Below are 23,160 nucleotides of genomic sequence, written 5' to 3' on the forward strand. Positions count from 1 at the left end.
TTATCCTTTTGTTACGATAAGGTTTTAAAGAGATAAGGGTTATTTTTAAAATCTCTGATCGCTTCTTCATAAACTTTTTCAATTTGAATGACTGAATTTTCTAAAGTGTAATTTAAAGCGCTTTTAGCGTATTCGTTTTGCATTCTTTCTCTTTCAAGCTTGTTTTCTAACCACCAATCTATTTTAGCACTCAAATCTTTAGCGTTATTAGGCTCAAATAGCGATCGTTCATCCAGTGCGAATTGCCTGGTCGCGCTTAAAGGGCTATTAGCGATAATAGGCACAATCCCCACGCTAATGGCTTCTAAACACGCAATCGCTTCGCTTTCCACATTGGCTGTATGCACATAAAGGGTGCAAGTTTTTAAAATCTCTAACAATTCATTGGAATTGACAAACCCAAACTCCGTTTTTACGCCTAGTTTTTGGGCTAGAAGTTTGATTTTTTTCTCATCAGGCCCTTTGCCTTTGAGTAATAACACAATATCTTGTTTGTATCGGCTTAAAGCAACCGCTTTGATTAAAACGCTTTGATTTTTTTCATTAGAATAGCGCCCTACCATAGCGATTTTAAAGGGTGTGGTGTCAAAAAGGCTTTTTTGCGGGTGTTCCAATCTAAACATGGGATCAAAGCCGTTAGAAATAGCGTATTTTTTCCCTCCATAGTTGTATTTTTCTAATTCTTCTACAATGAATTTTGACGGGCAATGGATATGATGGATATAGCGGTAATGCGAAGATTTAAACCACGAAAAAAGCATCATGTTAAACCAAGAAAACCACCCCAATTTCATGTTATAAGAAATATGCTCTGGCTGTAAATGGAAAGAGCCAATATAAGGCACTTGCATTGCTCGTGCGATTTTTACGGCTGTTTTTTCTAGCAAAAAAGGCAAGTAAGTATGGATTATATCCGCTCCCTTAAAAGCCTTTCTTAAGATTTTTTCATCCGGTTTAGCAAAAAGGATGTGTTGTTTGTGTGAAATTTCTGTAACTAGGGGGATGTAGCGCTCTTTAAGGTTGTAATACCCCTCTTCTTCGCTCCCTAAATTATCCACATAAGGGGCAACCACTCTCATAACATGCCCTCTTTTTTTCAGCGCTTCAAAAAAACGAAACGCTGTCATAGAAGTGCCGTTACTGGTGTCTTTAAAGCTATCCACGACTAAAACAATAACCATTTAACTACTCTTCTTTAAAATTGAATTTAAAAGGCTTTTTATCAAACACCACGATTTCTATCATTCCCTCTAAAACCTGAATGTCTAACACAAACGCCTCTATCCTTATTTCAGCTTTTTTCACGCCATCTTGAACCACTTGCGCTTTAATGAGCGCTTCTTGATTCAATTCTAGGGGGGCATAAAAATTGATGTTATTAGAAACCACCACGCTGTGTCTTTTATTCAACGCGCACAAGGCCGCATAATTGCACGCAATAAGCACAAACCCGGCATGCACAAAATTTTCTTCATACACCATGCTTTCATTGCCCTTGAAACGCGCATGGGCTATATCTTTTTCTAAAACAACCAATTCAGTGCCAACGCTTGGTTTGAAATTCTTACAAGTCTCTAAAGAGTCATAATCCACACGAACGACTGATTCTTGCACTATCTTAATCCTTTATTGAAACTAACGCTTGCTTGGTTTAAGCATTTTAAAATACCCCCTTAAAGGAGCGTCATACCCCTCTAAAGTTTTAGAGTGATCGGTTTTATTCAAAAAATCTTCCAAACTCTGCCCCAAAATAAAATCCGTTTTACGCTGTTCTTTAGGCGTGGTCTTTAAAACGCTAATAATCTCAAAATTTTCAAACCCTACCCTTTCGCACCACCCTTTCAAAGCGCTAACACTGGGGATAAAATAAACATTTTTCATTTTAGCATAAGTTTTTTTAGGGCAAAGGGCGATGTCTAAGGGCGAATCAACAATAAGCGTATCCAACACCAACTCCCCTCTCATCTTTAAAGCATGATACAAGGCTTTTAAAGCCTCTAGCGGGCTTTTTCTATGGTATAGCACCCCTAAGCAAAAAATGACATCAAAAGCGTTAGGGTATTTTTCACACAAATCCTCTACCCCTAAAGACTCATAAATAATTTTTTTTTCTTTATCAAAAAAGGGGGCTAAAAATTCAAATTGTTTTTTGACTAAAACGCCCGGATCAAACCCCACCAAACTTTTAGGCCCATGTTCTAGCATTTTAAACAAGTAATAGCCGTTATTGCAACCCACATCAGCCACAACCTTATCTTTTAAAGGAGTGGCGTTTTTGACTAGATCCCATTTAATAGAGCTATCCCATTCGCTATCAATCTTAATTTGAGAAATTTCAAAAGGGCCTTTACGCCATGGCCTTAACGCCATGATTTCTTCTAAAAGGGTTTTTGGATTAACTTTATCGTTACAAATGAGCATGACTTACCATAGCGTGGGGGTTTTTTTAAAAAAGGGGGGATTTAAAAGGGATTCTAAATGATGAGAGCTAATCCCATAAATAAAAGCGAAATTAAACGCTAAATTTTTTAATTGCTTTTTTAAGTTGTTTTGGGTGGTGTAAAAATAAGGGTTGGTTTTTTTAAAGAAAGCCGTGCTGTTTTTACGACAAAACACGACAATTTTCCCCCACGATAAAGTCTCAAAGGCTTTTTGAAGCATCATTTCAAACAATTCTTTTGAAGTCTCAGCGACAACCACTCTTGCCGTTGCACCATAAGGGGCTATTTCTAGATTCTTATTCACAAAAAAGGGTTTGCAATGATCTAAAGGGTATTCTTTTTTGCCCAAAAGATTCAAATCAAACTCAATTTGTAATTTCTCGCACAATTGAATGACCCTTTTTAAAGGCTCTAAAAAGATGCATGGCATTTTTAATTCATACTCTTGTTTTTCATAGACTAAAGCACTGCAAAAAAACGATTGGTTGAGAATCATTAAACGACTTTCTTTTAAATCTTCTTTTAAACGCTCTTGCTTATAAAACAAATGAAGCCACTCCAATTTATCAAAAAAGGCTATTTTACACCCCTCTATAATGAATAAATCTTCAAGGCTCTCTTTCAAGCACCACACAAAAGCACTCACCATGATTTTAGAAGCGATCTCTAATTCTATAGGGCTTAAAAGCGCTCCAACCACGCACTCATTCAACAAGCAAAATTTAAACAAATGATTCAAAGAATGCTCTATATCTTTAAGCTTGATCCATGCCACATCCCTATCGCTTAAAGGATATTCTCCTGCGTATAAAATCCCATAAGCCCCTAACTCTAAGGCTTTAGGAATGAGAGCATGATCTTTAGCTACAAATAAAGAGCCTTTTTGGACTTTGTTTAAAGACAAAACAATAGAATTAAAATAGCTGATTGAGGGTGTGTTTTGCAATTCGCCCAAACTCAATTCTACGGCTTCATTCACCCCTAATCGCATTTAGCTGATCAAACTTCCTGTAATTTTTTCTCTTGTAGGGCTGATTAAGGCTAGATTATCATTATCTCGCACCGATAAAATCATGCCCTCACTCATTTCACCCATAAGCTTTGCGGGTTTTAAATTAGCCACCACGCACACCATTTGACCCACCAAGCTTTCAGGCTCATAATCCAAAGCGATTCCTGAGATAATCTGCCTCAAATAACCTTCGCCTAAATCCACTTTTAAGCGCAGTAATTTATTGGATTTTTCAATCCTTTGAGCTTCTTTGATAAGCCCCACTTTAATCTCTACTTTTTTAAAATCCTCAATGCCGATATAGTTTTCTTGTTTTAGTGGGGCTTTTTCTTTTGCGTCTTTTTTTTCTTTTTCGTTTTTTTCTGGTAAGATTTCTCCCGCTTTTTCAGTCTTTTCAATTTTCTCCATTTTGGAAAATAAAGGCTCGGTGTCTTGTAAAATCATATCTTGTAATTTTTTAGCTTTAAAAAAGCGTTCGTAATTATTGGGCGTGATTTCTGCACAAAAAGCGCTCGCTAATTTCATAGCACTCCTTGGCATGAACGCATAGAGCAAAAAGCTTGATTGTAAAAGCGCATTTGCGATCAAACTCAATAAGGCTTCTAGTTTTTCTGATTTGTTGTTTTTGTGCAAAACCCACGGCTCTTCTTTAGCGATGATTTTGTTTAAAAAATCATAAATGTTAAACAACTCCTCTAAAGCTTTATGCAATTGCATTTTAGGCACAAAAGAATTAGCGTTATCTAAGATTTGATGCACTTTTTCTAGCTCTTTAGGATAATAAGCGGTGATTTTTGCGCTTTTTAGAGAATAATTGAAATATTTTTTAGCCATGCCTAGTAAGCGATTCAACAAATTCCCCAAATCGTTATTCAAATTCGCATTGATCCTTTCTATTAACGCTTTTTTAGAAAAATCCCCATCTTGCCCAAAAGGCACTTCACGCAATAAAAAATAGCGTAATTCTTCAATCCCATACTCCATAGCGAGCTTTTGAGCGTCTAAAACATTACCCAAGCTCTTACTCATTTTCACGCCCTCTATCGTCCACCACCCATGCACGCAAAGCTGTTTGAATAAGGGCAAATTCAAACTCATCAAAAAAGCTGGCCAATAAATGGCATGGAAGCGCAAAATATCCTTACCCACAATATGCCTAGCGCATTCAAAATGTGCCATTTTATTGTCTAAATCATTCAAATACCCTAGCGCGCTCGTATAATTCAATAAAGCGTCCAGCCAAACATACACCACATGTTTAGGATCGTTCATTTTTTTAGGCAAAGGAATGCCCCACTCAAAGCTCGTGCGCGTGATAGACAGATCCAATAAACCCTGCTCAATAAAAGAAGTTACCTCATTTTTACGATAAACGGGCAAAATCGCTTCAGGATTTTTAGCGTAAAAATCCAATAAAGGCTTCTCATACGCACTCAATCTAAAAAAATAACTCTCTTCTTCTAAAAGCGTGGTCTCTCTCAAGCAATCAGGGCATAGGACTTTATCGTTCGTATTATCCGCTTTAGAGATCGCACAATAACTCTCACAGCTCACGCAATAATACCCGCTATAAGTGCCTTTATAAATATCCCCTTTCTCAAACATGATTTCAAAGGCGTTTTGCACGCATTTTTGATGCTCGCTGTCTGTAGTGCGGATAAAACTATCATAATCTAAATTGAAAAAATCCCACTGGTCTTTAAAAATCGTGCTAATGCTATCGGCGTAAGCTTTAGGGCTTTGATTCCTCAGTCTTGCGCTTTGTTCGATCTTTTGCCCATGCTCATCGGTGCCGGTTAAAAAAAAGACTTCTTCGCCTTGAAGCGTATAATACTTCTTTAAAGTATCCGCAATCAAAGTCGTATAAGCATGACCAATATGAGGAATGTCATTCACATAATAAATGGGGGTTGTGATCAGTGATTTTTGCATCTTTATAATCGTGTTACCTTAAATTTGTTTAAATCTCTTAATTTTAACATGCTTTTAAAAATTTAGAGAATAGAGGTTGAACTTATGCTTATTCATGGGGTGTTTTTAGCTTAAAATTCATTATAATTAGCACTCAAAAAATTGAAAAATGAGTTAAGGAATAGACAGATGATTTCAAAATTTTTGCTCAAAAGCATGTTCAAGCAGTGGAAAAACGGCGATTATCAGGTCGTTTTTTGGGATAATAGCGTTTATAGGAATGGCGAACATTCGCCTAAATTCACCCTTAAGATCCATCGCCCCCTAAAATTTAGCGATATTAAAAAAGACATGTCTTTGACGATTGCTGAGGCTTATATGGACGGCGTGATTGATATTGAAGGCTCTATGGATGAGGTGATGCACTCTTTGTATTTGCAAACCAATTACGAGTATTTGCACAAACATGATGGCGCTAAAGCTATCCAAAAACCGATCAAAGAAAGCTCCAACATTTCTAAACACTACGATCTAGGGAATGACTTTTATTCTATCTGGCTGGATGAAACCTTAAGCTATTCATGCGCTTATTTCAAAAAAGACGATGACACTCTCCATGCCGCCCAACTCCAAAAATTAGATCACACTTTAAAAAAGCTCCATTTAAAACAAGGCGAAAAACTGCTGGATATAGGCTGTGGCTGGGGCTATCTCTCTATAAAAGCTGCGCAAGAATACGGGGCGCAAGTGATGGGGATCACCATTTCTAGCGAGCAATACAAACAAGCTAACAAACGAGTCCAAGAGCTAGGGTTAGAGAATAAAGTAACGATCAAGTTATTGAATTACCAGGATTTAGACGGGCGGTTATACCGCTTTGATAAGGTGGTGAGCGTGGGCATGTTTGAGCATGTGGGTAAGGATAATTTACCCTTTTATTTCAAAAAAGTTAAAGAAGTGTTAAAAACGGGTGGGATGTTTTTGCTCCACTCCATTTTATGCTGTTTTGAAGGCAAGACTAACGCATGGGTGGATAAATACATCTTTCCAGGCGGCTACTTGCCCTCTTTAAGAGAAGTGATGAGCGTGATGAGCGAATGCGACTTCCACTTGCTCATGGCTGAAAGCTTACGCATCCATTACGCTAAGACTTTAGACATTTGGCGAGACAACTTCAATTGCAATCTAGACCAAGTGAAAAGACTCGGCTATGATGAACGCTTTATCCGCATGTGGGATCTGTATTTAAGGACTTGCGCATCCGCCTTTAGGGTAGGGAGTGCGGATTTATTCCAATTGCTTTTAACCAACAGCGTGGATAACACTTTCCCCTTAACCAAAGAATACATCTACCAATAATTTTAGACTTTAGCCCTTTTCTTTTAGGCTAACTTCTGGCAAACTCTCCACATACAAACTCTGTGACGGGAAAGCAAAACTCAAATGGTGCTTTTCTACAATCCCCATGATTTTTAACATCACATCTTCTTTGACTTCTAGCCACTCTTCCCAATTCACTGTCTTAGAAAAGCAATACACTAAAATATTGATAGAGCTGTCCGCAAACTGGTCTAAAAAGACAAACAAATTGTTTTTATACCCTAAAAAATCATCAATAGAAACAATATCTTTTTTAAACATGTAGCGGTAATCGCTCACATTTTGCAAAGCACTATCGGCTCCATTAGCAATTTTAGGGTGGTTTTCTAACATTTCTTTAATGTCTTTCACGCAAAGCTGTAAAGCGCTTTGACTGGAGCCATAAGTTAAACCTATTTCCATTTTAATACGCCTTCCCAATTTACGACGGCTCCAATTCCTAATGGGTTTTCCGGCTAATTCCGAATTAGGCACGGACAAAAGAGCGTTATCAAAGGCTCTGATCGTGGTGCGTCTTAACCCCATTTCCACCACCGTGCCCTCCACTTCACCGCACACGATCCAATCCCCTTGAGAAAACGAATTGTCTAACAACAAAATGACAGAAGCAAAAAAATTCGCCAACACATCTTTAACCGCCAAAGCCACCGCTAACCCCCCAATCCCTAAAGAAGCGATGATGGCTGAAACATTAAACCCTAGTTGTTTCAAAACCCCTAAAAGCGCGACAATAAAGATCAAAAAATACACGACTTTTAAAATCAAGTTGATCACTTCTTTTCTAAAATTGTGCGTACTTTTGGTAGCCATATTCGTAACTAACGCTTCCCCATAGCCTTTAAAAAGTGCTATCACTAGCCATGCTAAAAGCATGATATACACCGCGCCCACCCACATAGAAACTTTAGGGGGCGATGCGTTAGGGTAGTAGAAAATATCTAAAGCCACATCGCAACTAAACAGGGCTAAAAAGACAGAAACCGGCAAAACAATGCTGCTTTGCACATTGACATGCATTTTTTTATTGCGTTGCATGATTTCAAAAATACGATCCAGAAATAAAGCTAAAAGCCAAGTGATCAACTTCCTTAAACCTAGCAATAAGGCTAAAATCGTCAAAGCAAGCGCAATCTTACTCACTTGCAAGCTATGGGTTGTGAAAGGCAAAACCTTGCTGATTTTGTTTAACACAAAATCCATATTCACTTCCATGATCAAGTTTTTAGGAAGCACTTCTTTAGGGTGGTTTTTAATGTAACGCAAGACTTCGGTATAAGTGTTCAAACGCAATTCATAATCGCTAAACATCTGCTCTAATTCATGCATTTTGACATTGCCTAAATTTTTAGGGAAAGTGTAGAGTTTGAATTGCCCTAAACGCAAAAGGAAAGCATCGCTGATACTTTCCACATCTTTTTGTTCACTAAAAATATCAATACTGCTCCTGATTTTATCTATAAAACGATACAAAATTTCATCTATCAACAAAATATCTAGAGACAACCTGTCTTTCATGAAAGTGTAGAAATCATCGCCCTTAATGCTTTTAGACAAACGCTTTTTGATTTTCTCTTGCTCTTTTAAATTTTGATTGATATCAATGCCAATTTTATCCCTTTCATTCAACACTTTAGAAGTCAAACTTTTAATCAAGTCATTCTTTTGGGTGTTATACAGAGAGATTTCAGCACTTCTTTCAGGATTTTTCTTGTAAGTTTCAATGACTTGATTGAGTTGGTTGATTTGATTGAAAATCAAAAACAAATCCACCGCATCTGTTTCATGCTCTTCAACCGCCCTCAAAGGATTCAAAAACAATGACAATACCAATACCCAATACAATAACCAACGCATGCAAAACCCCACTAAAACAAGATAAAATCTTTCTCATCATTTCTAGCGATTATACCAAAAATCAGAAACGCTTCTCCCCATAAAGTTACCCATGCAATTTGAAAGCGCTTTTTATTTATCCCTAAAAAGAGGGTTTTATCCCAATGGTGAGCCTCTTTTCAGATCGCTATACCGCTTGTGCGATGCGTTTTGAGTTTTTTTCATTTTATGGTTGAGGTTCAATTAAAAACAGAGCCTTAATTTTTAACAAGTCCTGCTTTATTGAATACTTTTATAATTTCAAAATAAGTCGTAGTCAAAAAGCTTTCCTTGTTCGGCGCAATCAAGTCACGGATAATGCGCATCTCTTTTATTCTACCATGCCTCTCATTTTTTAGGTTTTTATAACCGCTTTTATTAATGTTTTCATGCAAGATCGGTGTTTTAGAGGTTTCCAACCCTACCTCTTGTAATTGGACGATTTTGATGATCAATCTTTAGAAGAAAAAACCATAAAGATGTAGTATCCTATGCCTATAAGAAAAACAAGAATTAAGAAAATGAGTAATCCCCACTCTAAAGAATCCATAACTCCTCTTTAAAGAATGTCAAAAGTGGTGCGCTTGGCAGGACTCGAACCTGCGACCTACGGCTTAGAAGGCTGTTGCTCTATCCAGCTGAGCTACAAGCGCATGATACTGGCGTTAGGTGGTGCGCCCGAAGGGAGTCGAACCCCTAACCCCCAGATCCGAAGTCTGGTGCTCTATCCAATTGAGCTACGAACGCTTCAAATAAAGGAATGACTAACATAAAACTCGGTAAAACGCTTATTTAATGAGATGGGGTGGAAGATGGGAATCGAACCCACGACCCTCAGGACCACAATCTGATGCTCTAACCGACTGAGCTACTCCCACCATTCAATGAAAGGAAGCGACATTCTACCAAAGAATTTTAAACAGAACAATAAATTATGTAAAAAGTGGTCGGGGCGAAAGGATTCGAACCTTCGACCCCTTGGTCCCAAACCAAGTGCGCTACCAGACTGCGCTACGCCCCGAAATTTTCACATGAAGCGTTATTATAGCTGAATTTTCTAATTTTTGAGCGTGATTTTTCAAAAATGCCACTAAAATCAAAAACGGCACTCAAAAATTATATTAATCCAACTCCCCTACCCTTTTAAAAAGCTACTTTTTTAAAAACAGCTCTAAATGATTTTTAAGCTTTTCGTTTCTTAAAAACTACTTTCGTTTTTTCATTTCACTAGAAACTTTTTCATAATGTTCCATGTGTTTTTTGCTTAACTCTTTGGTAATATGCACCATCACTTTGTGATAGGCTTGATTCATGATTTTTCTAATAGCTTGGTCACGGTCGGTTTCTTTAATCTTATGCACAAAAGTTTTGGGGACAAAACCTCCAGAATTGGTGCGCCGCAATTCCACTCTTTCAATCACAGCCTTAATTTTTGAAACATCAATACCAAAACTATGGATAATATCTTCACTTTTTGGCTCAACAAAATTCAAGTTCAAATACCCTGAAGACATGTCTATAACCTTTTCTTCACTAAGCGCATCGCTCTCTTCTACAATATCTTCTAAAATCGCCACATTCCCATCCATGCGTAAAACGAGCAACGCTTTTTCTTTGATGTCTTGTGGGATTTCGCTAGCATCTTTAAATTGCGAAACGCTATAGCCTTTTCTCTCTAAAAAACTACTCAATTGAAGGACTAAAGATTTTTCAAATTCTTTTTGATAGCTTTCAGGGATAACCTTATTGATCTCTATATTAGGTTCGATCAAAACGACTAAATGGCTGTTTTTAGGCTCTTGCTTGCCTTTAATAGGATAGTGGAAATGCAACTCCACTGACTCGCCCGTATTATTGTGCTGTTGCTTTGCAGGCATTCCATCAGCTAGAGCCGTATAAAACGCCCCACTCACTAATAACGATCCTAAAACTACCGCTAAACTACCTTTTTTCATTAAATTCCTTTCTTTTTCTTTAAAATCAATTTCTAATCTTACCCAAAAAATCCCACTTTTAGCACTATTCTTAAGATAATCATTCCCATTCAATCGTTCCTGGTGGTTTAGAAGTAATATCATACACTACCCTATTGATACCGCTCACTTCATTAGTGATACGATTAGAAACCTTTTCTAAAAAAGAATGCTCTAAAAATGAAAAGCTCGCTGTCATGCCATCGCTCGCATTTACCGCCCTCAAACAAATAGCGTTTTCATAAGTGCGATTATCCCCCATAACCCCCACAGAATTGACATTCAACAACACGCAAAAAGCTTGCCAAACCTTGTCATACAAATTGGCCTTTTTAAGCTCTTCTATAAAAATAAAATCCGCTTCTTGCAAGCGTTTGATCTTACTCTCACTAATCTCGCCTAAAATCCTTATCGCAAGCCCAGGCCCTGGAAAGGGGTGGCACATTAAAAAATCCTGGCTAACGCCCAATTCCTTACCCAACAAACGCACCTCATCTTTAAACAATTCCCTTAAAGGCTCTATGAGTTTAAAGTCCATCCATTCAGGCAGTCCGCCCACATTATGGTGTGTTTTGATCACTTTTGAAGGCCCTTTAATGCTCACGGATTCAATCACATCAGGGTATAAAGTGCCTTGGGCTAAAAACTCAATTTTGCCTTTTAAATGGTGCTTCTTGGCTTCTTTTTCAAACACTTCAATAAAGGTTTCGCCGATGATTTTTCGCTTCAATTCAGGCTCGCTCACGCCCTTTAATTTAGACAAAAAGATTTCTTTAGCGTCTATCGTGTTTAAAGGGATTTGCAAGTCTTTAAACATCGCTTGCACCCTTTCTTTTTCATTTTTACGCAACAAGCCATGATCCACAAAAACAGCGATCAAATTATCCTTAATGGCTCTGTGTAATAGCGTAGCGACCACCGTAGAATCCACGCCCCCACTCACCGCGCACAAAACCTTAGCGTTAGCGATTTTTTCTTTCAATCGTGCGATTTCTCTTTGAGCGAAATGCTGCATCCCCCAAGTTTTTTCACAGCCGCAAACTGAAAGGGCAAAATTTTCTAAAATCTTACCCCCCTCTTCGCTTTGGATGACTTCTGGGTGGAATTGCAAGCCAAAAATCTTAGCGCTTTCAATCGCGCAATGGGGGGAATTAGGGCTTTTTGCAAGGGTAGTGAAGCCTTTAGGCAATTCTATGACTTTATCCATATGGCTCATCCACACAAGACTTTTGGTTTTCACGCCTTCAAAAATCACAGAATCTTGAGTGATTTCTAAAACAGCCTTACCAAATTCTTGCTCATTCGCACAAGCCACTACTCCCCCAAAAAAATCCACCAAATACTGCATGCCGTAACAAATCCCTAAAATCGGCAAATTCAAATCAAAGATTTTTTCATTGGGCTTGTAAGCGTCTTTAGCATACACGCTCGCTGGTCCCCCGCTCAAAATCAAACCTTTAGGGGCTTTTTTTTGAATGTTTTCTATGCTTTCAAAAAAAGGGACTATTTCCGCATAAATCCCACTCTCTCTCAATCTTCTAGCAATCAGCTGTGTGTATTGGCTTCCAAAATCTAATACTAAAATCATCGCTCATTCTTTATTTTTGTTTGTGTTTTATCATACTGGCTCTTATAATCCACTCTGTGGCTCTCAGCCAACTCAGGCGCTTTTTGCACAAACCAGCGTTCTAATTTTTCTAATGCGTATCTGTAATTTCCACCTTTTGAGCAATATTGAGAATCAATCAGCGAAAACGCATAGAGCGTCTTACTTTCTTTAGATTGGAATAAAAACTCTTTATGAAAAAGCGCTTTTTTAGGCATGCCGCTCATCAGAGCCTCAGGCAATAAAAAAGCGTCAAAATCACAAAGCACTTTTTTACTCAACTTATTGCTTTTGGTAATCACAAAAACGATCTCTTTTCTCATGTCTTGTTTAAAAGCTAATGAAAGCACATTCAAAAAGGGTAGGGTTAAACTTTTATCCACCCTAACCTTAAAAGCTTTGGAATCCCCCAACAAGACCCCCATAAACAAAACCAACCCCACGCAACATTTCAAACCCATTTGAAAAACGCTCATCTTTTATAATCCTTGACTTATCATCGGTTGCATAACTATAGGCTGCATGACGCATCAAAGAGTATTATAATATAAAAATTGAGAATTACCCCACGCTTTAGCTTGGCTAGTTGTCAAGTCTTTAATGGTTAAGTCTTTCTTGGGTAAAAACACTCTCATGGTGGTATTTTCACTCCTTTTAAGCCCCAATAATACTTGGCGTTGGAATGGAATGACAGGGTTTGACTAATTCATACCTTCTGAGTTTTCTGATATTAACTAAAGCGGTATTGGCTGAAATGGCTTGTGTCATGCTGCTTGTGGGGCGTAAAGAAGTGAGCGTATTCACATGCCCTGCATTGCATCACGGGTTTCTAACCCGAACATCTTCTGGGTCATACCATGCCCCTTTTTGGATACTCAAAACCCCTTGACGGATATTCTTAGTTACAAACTCCCCTGCTAACAACCTCCCCCTAGCGTTAAACACTTCTACAATTTCACCATGCCTAATGCCTAATTTATTAGCGTCTAGTTCGTTGATCATTACAGACTCTCTACCTTGAATTTTATACACATTCCTAACCAAAGTGTTATCAAGCTGTGAATTGACACGGTATTTTAGGTGCGGAGAGATTAAATGGAATGGGTAAGTCTCAGCCATTTTAGAGCCTAGCCACTCATCTGGTTCAAACCGAGTAGGATGCCCTTTAAAATCAGCCAGTTTAAAATCCGTGCATTTTTGAGAAAAAATTTGAATTTTCCCGCTCTCTGTATCCAGCTTATTATTAATAGGGTCTTGTCTGAATTTCGCATGACGCACAAACTTTCTCGCATTTTCAGGGATTTCAAATTCCACAAAGCCATCCCTCCAAAACTGATCAAACGATTTCAAAGTAGGGCCATCGCTTTTTTCAATAAAGGCCCTTAATCCATTCCATGTAACTCTTAGATTCAGTGAATCGTTGCTCTGTTTCATTGCCCCCAATGCACAAAGCAAGCTGTCTGAAAATCTCATAATCGTCTTTAGATTCATAAACAGGCTCTATCACCTTACGCATGGCATAAACCACATTCTTAGAATAACTCCCTCCAAAAGTAATATCATCTCTTTCCATAGTGCTAGTGGAAGCAAAGACAATATCAGCAAATTTTGCCGTAGGCGTCCACCAAGGCTCAGGCACGATCACGCAATCTAATGTCCTTAAAGCGCGAATCAGCTCGTTTGTATCAGCTTCATGCCCTAATAAATCCGCTCCGCAATTATAAATCATTTTGATTTTGGGCAATTTGAGTTTTTTACCCATAAAATCCATTTCTTTATCCAGATTTAAAACCGCTTCAGAAATTCTAGACGCTGGAATAGCGCTTTTTACAGAACCATGCCCTTGTGGAATCATAGGAACAATTCTTGCCCCTGAGCTTGCTTGAGCGTTCCCTCCATAATGCATAGAAAAGCCAAAGCCCCCACCAGATAAGCCCACTTGACCGATCATGCTGGCTAAAACAATTAACGCCCAATCAGGTTGCTCGCTATACTGAGCTCTTTGCATGGCCCAATTACCCGCTAAAAAAGTGCGTTTAGAAACAAACAAATCCGCTAATTCTTTGATTTTTTCTGCGCTCACTCCAGTGATTTGAGACGCCCATTGTAAAGTCTTAGGCGTATTATCGCTCTCTCCTAGCAAATAGGGCAAGAATTTATCAAAGCCATCAGTGTATTTAGCGATAAACGCTTTATCGTATTGATTGCTTGTATAAAGATAATGCATCATGCCTAGCATTAACGCTACATCAGTATTAGGGCGAATGGGTATCCATTCAGCGTTAAAGGCTTGAGCGGTTTCAGTATAAATGGGATCGATACTAATGAATTTGATACCAGCTCTTTTATACTTAGGGTAGTAGCCATCATTGACATGGTTTGGCACAAAATAATCAATGCGGTTGCACTTGAACAAATCCGCCCCCCACATGACATACACCTTACAATTTTTAATCATCTCTTCATGAGTGGTTTGTTGCGAATAAACTTCCATATCCCCTACAATCATAGGGTTTATTCTTGCAGCTGCGCCATTGCCATATTCCCCATCAGTGCCAATAGCCCCCCCTAAAGTCGTGTTAAAAAAACGCCATGCTAAATGATGACAACGATGCAAGCTACCCGCATGCCCCAGCCACCATAACTGGCGTTTAGATGTTTTCTTTAGGGATTTCTTTAAGCTTTTTAGCCGCTAAATCCAGTGCCACATCCCAACTCACGCGCACAAATTCTTCTCTCCCACGCAATTCTTTGTGGTTTTTTTTGTTTTCTAAGAAACTCTTACGCACGCAAGGATACTTCACCCTACTATCTGAATATATCAATCATCGCTTTTAACATCATGGTAGGGTTATAATCGCTCTTTTGGGGGATAATATCTTTAATCACTCCATTTTGAACCTTTGCGATAAAGGGACCAAAATGCATTGCATGCGGAATGGATTCCACTTTTTCAAAAACACCAACAGCTTTCAAACAATTAGCACTAGCGAGCGCGATTGGGATTTTTGTTAGGATACTTCTGCGTGAAATGGACATGGTTCTCCTTCAAGCTTGTATTCTGTTAAAACACCCCAAATTCTAACATATATTCACATAAAATTACCGCTGATAAGCCCTATAGCATGAGTGTTAATTTGAAACTACTTTTTATTCACGCTGCTCATGTCAGCGACTTTCCCCCACATCAAGCGGTATTTCCTCTTCATAAATTCAATTTCTTCTCTCGCTTGATTGAGTTCGTCTCGCAAAAGATCAATGGTTTTTTTATCTTCTTCATAGACTTCTTGCATAGAGATTAAAGCGTCTTTTAAAAACATGTTTTCATTTTTAAAGGCTGAAATCGTTTCATCTTTAGCGCCAATGACTTTATCATGCAAGTTTAAAATCGTGTTAATGGTCTTTTCCACAAACGCAGGCTCTAAAGAACGCCCGTTCATATCCATAGAAATCAAATTATTTTCTACCTTTTTGATTAAAGCGTTTGTCCCGCTGCTCGCATCAATTAAAAGCTTGTTGTTGCTTATTTTGCTCTTGATTTTACCGATATTTACTAATTCCAAAACCCTTTCTTTAGGAAGCCCTGAAAGGCGGCTAAACTCTTCTAATTCAAGCCATGCTAAAGCACTCAAATCTTCTAAAACCACCGGCTCTTTAGACTCTCGCTCTTTATCCTCTACCTCTTGCTCATTTTGTTGCACCGCTTGCGCTTTGTTCAAATCTAAAATATCCAAATTTTTCCTTAAAAATAGTTTTAGCTTAACGCAATTTTTTAACCGCTTTTTTCAAGCTGTCTAACAAATAATCAATATCGTTTATGGAATGCGTGAAGTGCAAGCTCACTCTAATCCATCCGGGTTTAGTGTTAAAATCGCTTGACTTTTGAGCGTTAAGATTCAATAAATCATGCCCATAAGGCCCCGCGCAAGAGCAACCTGCCCGAGTCTCAATAGCGTATTCATAGCTTAAAACTCTCGCTAAATCATAGGGCGAAATCCCCCCAATATTAAAAGCCACTACCCCCACACGACTCGCGGTTAAATTCCCATAGATATTAATAGCAGGCAAGTCTTTTAAGCCATGCATGAGCACTCTTAAAAGGTTGTTTTCTTTCTTGTGGATAAAATCCAAACCGCATTCATCTCTTAATTGATACGCCAAAGCGCTCCTGTAAAATTGCAACAATCCTGGCGTGCCAAACTCTTCTCTCAAAGGCAATTCATCAATAAATTCATGCCGTGTGCGGTTAGCGTATTTAATCACGCCCCCTGCGCTAAAACTCGGGGCGATTTGAGTGTCAATCAAATCTTTAGAAATGCCTAAAAGACCGCACCCTCCAATGCCTCCTAAAAGCTTATGAGGCGCATAAAAACCGGTTTGGTATTCGCAATCTTTAGGGTTAGCATGCGCACTAAAATTCGCTAAATCCAAAGCCAAAGCGGCCTTATATTTCTTACACAATGATGAAACTTCTTTTAAGGGCGTAAGCAGTCCGGTTACATTAGAAGCCGCGCTCATAGAAACCAAGCTGTTAGGGGATTTTTTTAAAATTTGCTCTAAAATTTCTAAATCCAATAAGCCATGTTCATTTAAAGGGATACGCACCACTTCACACAAACCTTCACGCCAACTAATTTCATTAGAATGATGCTCATAAGGTCCTACAATCACACGCTTTAAAGCCATATCTTTCAAATACGGCTCTAAATTTTTCTTCGTTTTTGAAGGGATACACACCCCTAAAATTTCTTGAAATTTCTTGATCGCTGAGCTCGCCCCATACCCCGCGCTCAAGACGCAATAACCATCGCTCAAATTTAAAGAACGCTTTAACTTTTTTTGGCACTCTTTTAAAAGCATGCCCATTAAAATCGCATGTTTAGAAGCAACAGAATGAGCGTTCGCATAATAAGGCAGTAAAGATTTCATGCGTTTTTCCACTAAAGCGCTCGCTAAGCCTGAAGCCCCCCAGTCAAAATAAGACACCCCTTTTTTTAAAATAATACTGGATTTAACCTGCTCTAAAGGACTCTCATTAGGATTGAGTAAGGGAGCAAAACTCCTATTTAAAAACGCTTGCATGAAACACCACCAACGCTTTTAATGTTTATCCCCGCTTAAAATATGAAAATGCAAATGCATCACCTCTTGCCCTGCGTTTTTACCCACATTGGTTAAAAGCTTGTAGCCGTTCTCTTTGATGCCTAATTTTTCCACCACTTCAAAGATAAAACTTGTCATTTGCGCCATAAGCTCTGGGGTGATGCTGTTAAAATCCTGAATGCTTTGTTTGGGGATCACTAATGCATGCACTTTAGCTTTGGGGTTAATGTCATAAAAGGATAAAAAACACTCGTTTTCTAAAATCTTAGAACAAGGGATTTCGCCTTTGATTATTTTTTCAAACACATTCATGCTTTTTTGCTCCCTTTTAAGGTTTTTCTTTTATTAAAGTTGTATTATAGCTTTTTAAAAATAAAATATAAGGATCGTTATTGCACACCTTAATAGAGCGATTAGAAAAGGTTACTAATAGCAAAGAGTTAGAAGAAGCACGCTTGAATGCTTTGGGCAAAAAAGGGGTTTTTGCGGATAAATTCAACCAACTCAAAAATCTAAACGGCGGAGAAAAAAACGCCTTCGCTAAAGAAATCCACCATTATAAACAAGCGTTTGAAAAGGCCTTTGAATTGAAAAAAAAGGCGATTTTAGAGCTTGAATTAGAAGAACGCTTGAAAAAAGAAAAAATTGATGTGAGTTTGTTTAACGCTATCAAAACAAGCTCTTCTCACCCTTTAAATCACACTAAAAATAAAATCATTGAATTTTTTACCCCATTAGGATACAAGCTTGAAATCGGCTCTTTAGTAGAAGATGATTTCCATAATTTTAGCGCTTTAAACTTGCCCCCTTACCATCCTGCAAGAGACATGCAAGACACTTTCTATTTTAAAGATCACAAGCTTTTAAGGACCCACACTTCGCCCGTTCAAATCCACACCATGCAAGAACAAACCCCACCCATTAAGATGATCTGTTTAGGCGAAACCTTTAGGCGCGATTATGACTTGACCCACACGCCCATGTTCCATCAAATTGAAGGGCTTGCTGTGGATCAAAAAGGGAATATCCGTTTCACGCATTTAAAGGGCGTGATCGAAGACTTTTTGCGTTATTTCTTTGGCGGCGTGAAATTAAGGTGGCGCTCTAGCTTTTTCCCTTTCACAGAGCCAAGCGCTGAAGTGGATATTAGTTGCGTGTTTTGCAAACAAGAAGGCTGTAGGGTTTGCTCGCACACAGGCTGGCTAGAAGTGTTAGGCTGTGGCATGGTCAATAATGCGGTGTTTGAAGCCATAGGGTATGAGAATGTGAGCGGGTTTGCTTTTGGCATGGGGATTGAAAGATTAGCCATGCTGACTTGCCAGATCAATGATTTGCGCAGTTTTTTTGAAACTGATTTGAGGGTGTTGGAGAGCTTTTAATGAAACTGAGTGTCAATGATTTGAATGTTTTTGTAGATACGCCCAAAGATATAGCCAAACTCTGTGAGGATTTGAGTTGCTTAGGTTTAGAAGTGGAAAGCTGTATCCCTTGTGTTGCTCCTAAAAATGTAGTTGTTGGTAAAGTTTTAGAAAAAGCCCCACATAAAAACGCTGAAAAACTCAGCGTGTGTCAAGTGGATGCGGGCAAGGAAGTGTTACAAATCGTGTGTGGGGCTAAAAATGTCACGCCAAACCAATTCGTGCCAGTCGCTTTAAATGGGGCGCTAATAGGCTCAACAACCATCGCTAAAACTGAGCTTAGGGGGGTTGAAAGTTGCGGCATGATTTGTTCTAGTAGCGAATTGGGCTTTCCTAAAATCAATGATGGCATCTTGGAATTAGATGAGAGTGTTGGGGAGTTGGTTTTAGGGAAAGGATTAAACGAATACGCCCCCTTCAACACGCATGTTTTAGAAATTTCATTGACTCCTAATCGTGGGGATTGCTTGAGCGTTTTAGGAATTGCCAGAGAGATTAGCGCGTTTTATCACACGCCCCTAAAGCCTATTAAGGCTTTAAATTTTACGCCAAAAAGCGATTTGATCACGCTTTGCGCGGACGAAAATATTGAATCGCATTTGGCTTATTATTTGGTTTGCAACCATTCTTTAAAAACCCCTTTAAATGTCAAACTTTCGCTCGCTCATAATAATGCCTTGAGCGAGAATGATCTGAACAATTTCATAGAATTTAACGCGCATTTTAGTGGGGTGGTAATGAACGCTTATAGCCTGGATGCAACCCCTATTGATTTGAGCGTGAAAAACGATGAAAACAACCTTGAAAGCGTTTATATTAACCATCAAAAACGCTCCACTATCGCTATAAAACATCAAGATCAAAAGGATTTGAGCGAGCATTTGCTTTTAGAAGCGAGCTACACTGATCCTATAAGCCTATCTTTAAAATTACACGCCCTAAAAGATAAAACGCTTCAAAAAGACAATGCCCTTATTTATAGAAGCGCTAGAGGGAGCAACCCTAATTTATCAGACGGCTTGAATTTTTTAAGCGCTCATTTGAAAGCAACGATTTTAGAAAGCAAACAAACTAAACATGCTTTAAAAGATCGCACCCTTAAATTCAAACCTGAAGACATTACCGAAATTTTGGGGCTTGCTGTAGAAGAAGAAACCATTCAAGGTATTTTAAAAAATTTAGGCTTTAAAGTTAGCGCAAAAGAGCCAAACTCAAAATCTCAAATTTTAGAGGTTGTTGCGCCAAATTTCAGGCATGACATTAAAACGATCCAAGATATTGCTGAAGAAATCTTACGCTTTGTAGGGATTGATCATTTGATTTCAAAGCCCCTTGATAGCGTCAGCAACAAAAATTCAAACCCCCATTATGACACGCACCGCTTTTTTGAAAACCTTAAACACAAGGCTCTTGCTTGCGGTTTTAAAGAAGTTATTCACTATGTGTTTTACTCTAAAGAAAAACAGCAAAAACTAGGCTTTGAAGTTTTAGAAGATCCCCTAGAATTGCAAAACCCTATCACAACAGAGTTAAACACCCTGAGAACGAGCCTTGTTTGCGGGCTTTTAGACGCCAGTTTAAGGAATAAAAATTTAGGGTTTAAAAGCATAGCCCTTTATGAAAAAGGGAGCGTGTATAACTCTAAAAGAGAAGAGATCCAAAAACTAGGCTTTTTAGCGAGCGGCTTGCAAAAAAAAGAAAGCTACCCTGATGCTAAGGGCAAGGCTTGGGATTTTTATTCTTTTGCCGAATGCGTTTCAAAAGTTATAGGGGATTTTAGCTTGGAAAAACTAACCACTCAAACCCCCATTAACCACCCCTACCAGAGTGCTAAAATCATTCAAAATCACAAAATCATAGGCGTAATCGCTAAAATCCACCCTAAAGTGATCCAAGAATTAGATTTGTTTGAAAGCTATTACGCTGAGATAGACGCTTTTAAACTCAAACGCCCCAGCATGCTATTAAAACCCTTTAGCGTTTATCCTAGTAGTGCGAGAGATTTGACTCTAATCGTTGATGAAAACACCGCTTTTAGCGGGATTAAAAAAGCCCTAAAAGACGCTCAAATCCCTAATTTAAGCGAGATTCTACCCCTTGATATTTTTAAAGAAAGCGATAATACCATAGCCTTAAGCGTGCGTTGCGTGATCCATTCTTTAGAAAAAACCCTGAATGATGAAGAGGTCAATTCAGCCGTGCAAAAAGCGCTTGAAATTTTAGAAAAAGAATTTAACGCCCGCCTTAAGGGATAATATAAAGGGTAATATGTGATAGAGCTTGACATTAACGCTAGCGATAAATCGCTCTCGCACAGAGCCGTTATTTTTAGCCTGCTCGCTCAAAAGCCTTGTGTTGTGCGGAATTTTTTAATGGGAGGAGATTGTTTAAGCTCTTTAGAAATCGCTCAAAATTTAGGGGCTAAAGTAGAGAATACCGCCAAAAATTCTTTTAAAATCACGCCCCCAACGACTTTAAAAGAGCCTAACAAGATTTTAAATTGCAACAATTCTGGCACCACCATGCGTTTATACAGCGGGCTTTTAAGCGCTCAAAAAGGTCTTTTTGTTTTAAGCGGGGACAACTCCTTAAACTCACGCCCCATGAAAAGAATCATTGAGCCTTTAAAAGCTTTTGGGGCAAAGATTTTAGGCAGAGAAGATAACCATTTCGCCCCATTAGTGATCTTAGGGAGTCCTTTAAAAGCTTGCGGTTATGAAAGCCCTATCGCTTCAGCTCAAGTCAAAAGCGCTTTCATTTTAAGCGCCTTACAAGCTCAAGGCACAAGTGCCTATAAAGAAAGTGAGCTTAGCCGCAACCACACAGAAATCATGCTTAAAAGTTTGGGAGCTGATATTCAAAATCAAGACGGCGTTTTAATGATTTCACCCCTAGAAAAACCCCTAGAAGCCTTTGATTTTACAATAGCCAACGATCCATCTAGCGCGTTTTTTTTCGCTCTCGCTTGCGCGATTACGCCAAAAAGCCGCCTTCTTTTAAAAAATGTCCTGCTCAACCCCACTCGCATAGAAGCTTTTGAAGCGTTGAAAAAAATGGGCGCTTCCATAGAGTATGCGATTCAATCCAAAGATTTAGAAATTATTGGCGATATTTATATAGAGCATGCCCCTTTAAAAGCCATCACGATAGAGAAAAATATCGCTAGTCTGATTGATGAAATCCCTGCTTTAAGTATCGCTATGCTTTTTGCAAAAGGCAAAAGCATAATCAAAAACGCTAAAGATTTACGATCTAAAGAAAGCGATAGGATTAAAGCGATTGTTTCTAATTTCAAAGCTTTAAGGATTGAGTGCGAAGAGTTTGAAGACGGGTTTTACATAGAGGGATTAGAAGATATAACTCAATTCAAACAGCGCTTTTCTCAAAAAAAACCCCCCCTTATCAAAAGCTTTAACGATCATAGGATTGCGATGAGTTTCGCTATTTTAACTTTAGCATTGCCTTTAGAAATTGATAATTTAGAATGCACAAACATTTCTTTCCCACAATTCAAACACTTACTCAATCTATTCAAAAAAAGGAGTCTTAATGGAAATTAAAATGGCTAAGGATTATGGTTTTTGTTTTGGCGTCAAAAGAGCGATACAAATCGCTGAAAAAAATCAAAACAGCTTGATTTTTGGCTCGCTCATTCATAACGCTAAAGAAATCAATCGTTTGGAAAAAAACTTCAATGTGAAAATTGAAGAAGACCCTAAAAAAATCCCTAAAAATAAGAGCGTGATCATAAGAACCCATGGCATTCCTAAGCAGGATTTAGAATACTTGAAAAATAAGGGGGTCAAAATCACTGATGCGACTTGCCCGTATGTGATCAAACCTCAACAAATCGTGGAATCCATGAGTAAAGAAGGGTATCAAATCGTGCTTTTTGGGGATATTAACCACCCTGAAGTCAAGGGCGTGATCAGCTATGCCACTAACCAAGCTTTAGTCATCAATTCTTTAGAAGAATTGCAAGAAAAAAAGCTCCAACGAAAAGTGGCTTTAGTCTCTCAAACCACCAAACAAACCCCAAAACTCTTGCAAATCGCTTCTTATTTGGTGGAAAGATGCACTGAAGTGCGTATTTTTAACACGATTTGTAACGCTACTTCCTACAACCAAAAAGCCGCTTTGGATTTGAGTAAGGAAGTGGATATTATGATAGTCGTGGGCGGTAAAACTTCTTCAAACACCAAACAGCTCTTAAGCATCGCCAAACAGCATTGCGAAGACAGCTACTTGGTAGAAGATGAAAACGAATTAGAGTTAGCGTGGTTTAAGGATAAAAAATTATGCGGGATTACCGCTGGGGCTTCCACACCAGATTGGATTATAGAAAATGTCAAGCAAAAAATCAGCACGATTTAACACATTTTAAAATTTTTCTTTAAAAAAACCGCTAATTATTAGTTTTTAAACGATTTTGTAAGCCAAAAAA

At 38.5% G+C, this 23,160-nt stretch carries 18 protein-coding genes, 4 tRNA genes and 1 pseudogene; 5 read left to right on the forward strand and 18 right to left on the reverse strand.

Going from position 1 to position 23,160, the window contains the following annotated elements; all coding sequences use genetic code 11:
• Positions 1-11 precede the first annotated feature (11 nt).
• The 5 genes from AA974_RS04475 to metG are packed head-to-tail and all read right to left on the reverse strand — an operon-like array spanning position 12 to position 5,385.
• A complete protein-coding gene (locus AA974_RS04475) occupies positions 12-1,181 on the reverse strand; it encodes a glycosyltransferase family 4 protein (protein ID WP_064433594.1) in 1,170 nt (389 codons plus the stop codon).
• A gap of 4 nt (positions 1,182-1,185) precedes the next feature.
• Entirely contained in the window at positions 1,186-1,614 is a 429-nt protein-coding gene (locus AA974_RS04480; protein WP_064433595.1) for a hotdog domain-containing protein, read from the reverse strand.
• A gap of 21 nt (positions 1,615-1,635) precedes the next feature.
• A complete protein-coding gene (gene cmoB, locus AA974_RS04485; protein ID WP_064433596.1) occupies positions 1,636-2,421 on the reverse strand; it encodes a tRNA 5-methoxyuridine(34)/uridine 5-oxyacetic acid(34) synthase CmoB in 786 nt (261 codons plus the stop codon).
• A 3-nt stretch (positions 2,422-2,424) separates the two neighbouring features.
• Complete coding sequence (locus AA974_RS04490; protein ID WP_064433597.1) at positions 2,425-3,432, reverse strand: hypothetical protein; 1,008 nt, start codon at positions 3,430-3,432, stop codon at positions 2,425-2,427.
• On the reverse strand, positions 3,433-5,385 hold the full coding sequence (metG, locus tag AA974_RS04495; protein ID WP_064433598.1) for a methionine--tRNA ligase: 1,953 nt from the start codon (positions 5,383-5,385) through the stop codon (positions 3,433-3,435). It abuts the gene before it with no gap.
• Positions 5,386-5,553: 168 nt separating this feature from the next.
• Here metG and cfaS point away from each other — a divergent pair, with 168 nt between their 5' ends.
• Positions 5,554-6,723: a cyclopropane fatty acid synthase gene (cfaS, locus tag AA974_RS04500; protein WP_064433599.1), complete on the forward strand. Its 1,170-nt coding sequence runs from the start codon at positions 5,554-5,556 to the stop codon at positions 6,721-6,723.
• Positions 6,724-6,732: 9 nt separating this feature from the next.
• Here cfaS and AA974_RS04505 read toward each other — a convergent pair whose 3' ends face one another.
• From AA974_RS04505 to AA974_RS04575, 13 genes and pseudogenes are all read right to left on the reverse strand, one after another.
• Positions 6,733-8,598 (reverse strand): mechanosensitive ion channel family protein, encoded by a 1,866-nt coding sequence (locus AA974_RS04505; protein ID WP_064433600.1) that lies wholly within the window; start codon positions 8,596-8,598, stop codon positions 6,733-6,735.
• 236 nt (positions 8,599-8,834) lie between these two features.
• Positions 8,835-9,011, reverse strand: a complete 177-nt coding sequence (locus tag AA974_RS04510; protein WP_230380938.1) for a hypothetical protein — start codon at positions 9,009-9,011, stop codon at positions 8,835-8,837.
• A 181-nt stretch (positions 9,012-9,192) separates the two neighbouring features.
• Positions 9,193-9,269: transfer RNA gene (locus tag AA974_RS04520), tRNA-Arg, on the reverse strand.
• Positions 9,270-9,286: 17 nt separating this feature from the next.
• Positions 9,287-9,363, reverse strand: a tRNA-Arg gene (locus AA974_RS04525).
• Positions 9,364-9,417: 54 nt separating this feature from the next.
• Positions 9,418-9,494 (reverse strand) — tRNA-His (locus tag AA974_RS04530).
• Between the two features lie 66 nt (positions 9,495-9,560).
• Positions 9,561-9,637, reverse strand: a tRNA-Pro gene (locus tag AA974_RS04535).
• A 184-nt stretch (positions 9,638-9,821) separates the two neighbouring features.
• Entirely contained in the window at positions 9,822-10,571 is a 750-nt protein-coding gene (gene hpaA2, locus AA974_RS04540) for an HpaA2 protein (RefSeq protein ID WP_064434069.1), read from the reverse strand.
• A 79-nt stretch (positions 10,572-10,650) separates the two neighbouring features.
• A complete protein-coding gene (guaA, locus tag AA974_RS04545; RefSeq protein ID WP_064433602.1) occupies positions 10,651-12,177 on the reverse strand; it encodes a glutamine-hydrolyzing GMP synthase in 1,527 nt (508 codons plus the stop codon).
• Positions 12,174-12,671 carry a hypothetical protein gene (locus AA974_RS04550; RefSeq protein WP_064433603.1) on the reverse strand — a complete coding sequence of 166 codons (498 nt, stop codon included), beginning with the start codon at positions 12,669-12,671 and terminating at the stop codon, positions 12,174-12,176. The genes guaA and AA974_RS04550 overlap by 4 nt, the downstream gene beginning before the upstream one ends.
• A 178-nt stretch (positions 12,672-12,849) precedes the next feature.
• Positions 12,850-15,234 (reverse strand): annotated as a pseudogene (locus tag AA974_RS07840) (molybdopterin guanine dinucleotide-containing S/N-oxide reductase).
• Positions 15,235-15,338: 104 nt separating this feature from the next.
• Positions 15,339-15,929: a DUF3972 domain-containing protein gene (locus tag AA974_RS04565; RefSeq protein WP_064433605.1), complete on the reverse strand. Its 591-nt coding sequence runs from the start codon at positions 15,927-15,929 to the stop codon at positions 15,339-15,341.
• 25 nt (positions 15,930-15,954) lie between these two features.
• Entirely contained in the window at positions 15,955-17,277 is a 1,323-nt protein-coding gene (locus AA974_RS04570; protein WP_064433606.1) for an aminotransferase class V-fold PLP-dependent enzyme, read from the reverse strand.
• 18 nt (positions 17,278-17,295) lie between these two features.
• Positions 17,296-17,610, reverse strand: coding sequence for a histidine triad nucleotide-binding protein (locus AA974_RS04575; protein ID WP_064433607.1), 315 nt, complete (start codon positions 17,608-17,610; stop codon positions 17,296-17,298).
• Positions 17,611-17,690: 80 nt separating this feature from the next.
• Here AA974_RS04575 and pheS point away from each other — a divergent pair, with 80 nt between their 5' ends.
• Genes pheS through AA974_RS04595 form a run of 4 tightly spaced genes read left to right on the forward strand, consistent with a single transcriptional unit; the run spans position 17,691 to position 23,090 of the window.
• Positions 17,691-18,677, forward strand: a complete 987-nt coding sequence (gene pheS, locus AA974_RS04580) for a phenylalanine--tRNA ligase subunit alpha (protein WP_064433608.1) — start codon at positions 17,691-17,693, stop codon at positions 18,675-18,677.
• Positions 18,677-20,971, forward strand: coding sequence for a phenylalanine--tRNA ligase subunit beta (gene pheT, locus AA974_RS04585; RefSeq protein WP_064433609.1), 2,295 nt, complete (start codon positions 18,677-18,679; stop codon positions 20,969-20,971). The genes pheS and pheT overlap by 1 nt, the downstream gene beginning before the upstream one ends.
• Positions 20,972-20,986: 15 nt before the next feature.
• Positions 20,987-22,276: a 3-phosphoshikimate 1-carboxyvinyltransferase gene (gene aroA / locus AA974_RS04590; protein WP_064433610.1), complete on the forward strand. Its 1,290-nt coding sequence runs from the start codon at positions 20,987-20,989 to the stop codon at positions 22,274-22,276.
• Positions 22,266-23,090 carry a 4-hydroxy-3-methylbut-2-enyl diphosphate reductase gene (locus tag AA974_RS04595; RefSeq protein WP_000403560.1) on the forward strand — a complete coding sequence of 275 codons (825 nt, stop codon included), beginning with the start codon at positions 22,266-22,268 and terminating at the stop codon, positions 23,088-23,090. Before aroA ends, AA974_RS04595 begins: the two co-directional genes overlap by 11 nt.
• The last annotated feature ends 70 nt before the right edge of the window (positions 23,091-23,160 follow it).

The organism is Helicobacter pylori (assembly GCF_001653475.1).
Taxonomy (GTDB): domain Bacteria; phylum Campylobacterota; class Campylobacteria; order Campylobacterales; family Helicobacteraceae; genus Helicobacter; species Helicobacter pylori_CM.

What these genes read in the sequence shown, in the direction of transcription:
- guaA (WP_064433602.1), bottom strand. Translation starts at nt 12,177, where the DNA reads ATGATTTTAGTATTAGATTTTGGAAGCCAATACACACAGCTGATTGCT.
- hpaA2 (WP_064434069.1), bottom strand. Translation starts at nt 10,571, where the DNA reads ATGAAAAAAGGTAGTTTAGCGGTAGTTTTAGGATCGTTATTAGTGAGT.
- AA974_RS04575 (WP_064433607.1), bottom strand. Translation starts at nt 17,610, where the DNA reads ATGAATGTGTTTGAAAAAATAATCAAAGGCGAAATCCCTTGTTCTAAG.
- AA974_RS04490 (WP_064433597.1), bottom strand. Translation starts at nt 3,432, where the DNA reads ATGCGATTAGGGGTGAATGAAGCCGTAGAATTGAGTTTGGGCGAATTG.
- AA974_RS04550 (WP_064433603.1), bottom strand. Translation starts at nt 12,671, where the DNA reads ATGAGCGTTTTTCAAATGGGTTTGAAATGTTGCGTGGGGTTGGTTTTG.
- metG (WP_064433598.1), bottom strand. Translation starts at nt 5,385, where the DNA reads ATGCAAAAATCACTGATCACAACCCCCATTTATTATGTGAATGACATT.
- cfaS (WP_064433599.1), top strand. Translation starts at nt 5,554, where the DNA reads ATGATTTCAAAATTTTTGCTCAAAAGCATGTTCAAGCAGTGGAAAAAC.
- AA974_RS04570 (WP_064433606.1), bottom strand. Translation starts at nt 17,277, where the DNA reads ATGCAAGCGTTTTTAAATAGGAGTTTTGCTCCCTTACTCAATCCTAAT.
- cmoB (WP_064433596.1), bottom strand. Translation starts at nt 2,421, where the DNA reads ATGCTCATTTGTAACGATAAAGTTAATCCAAAAACCCTTTTAGAAGAA.
- AA974_RS04475 (WP_064433594.1), bottom strand. Translation starts at nt 1,181, where the DNA reads ATGGTTATTGTTTTAGTCGTGGATAGCTTTAAAGACACCAGTAACGGC.
- pheT (WP_064433609.1), top strand. Translation starts at nt 18,677, where the DNA reads ATGAAACTGAGTGTCAATGATTTGAATGTTTTTGTAGATACGCCCAAA.
- AA974_RS04595 (WP_000403560.1), top strand. Translation starts at nt 22,266, where the DNA reads ATGGAAATTAAAATGGCTAAGGATTATGGTTTTTGTTTTGGCGTCAAA.
- AA974_RS04505 (WP_064433600.1), bottom strand. Translation starts at nt 8,598, where the DNA reads ATGCGTTGGTTATTGTATTGGGTATTGGTATTGTCATTGTTTTTGAAT.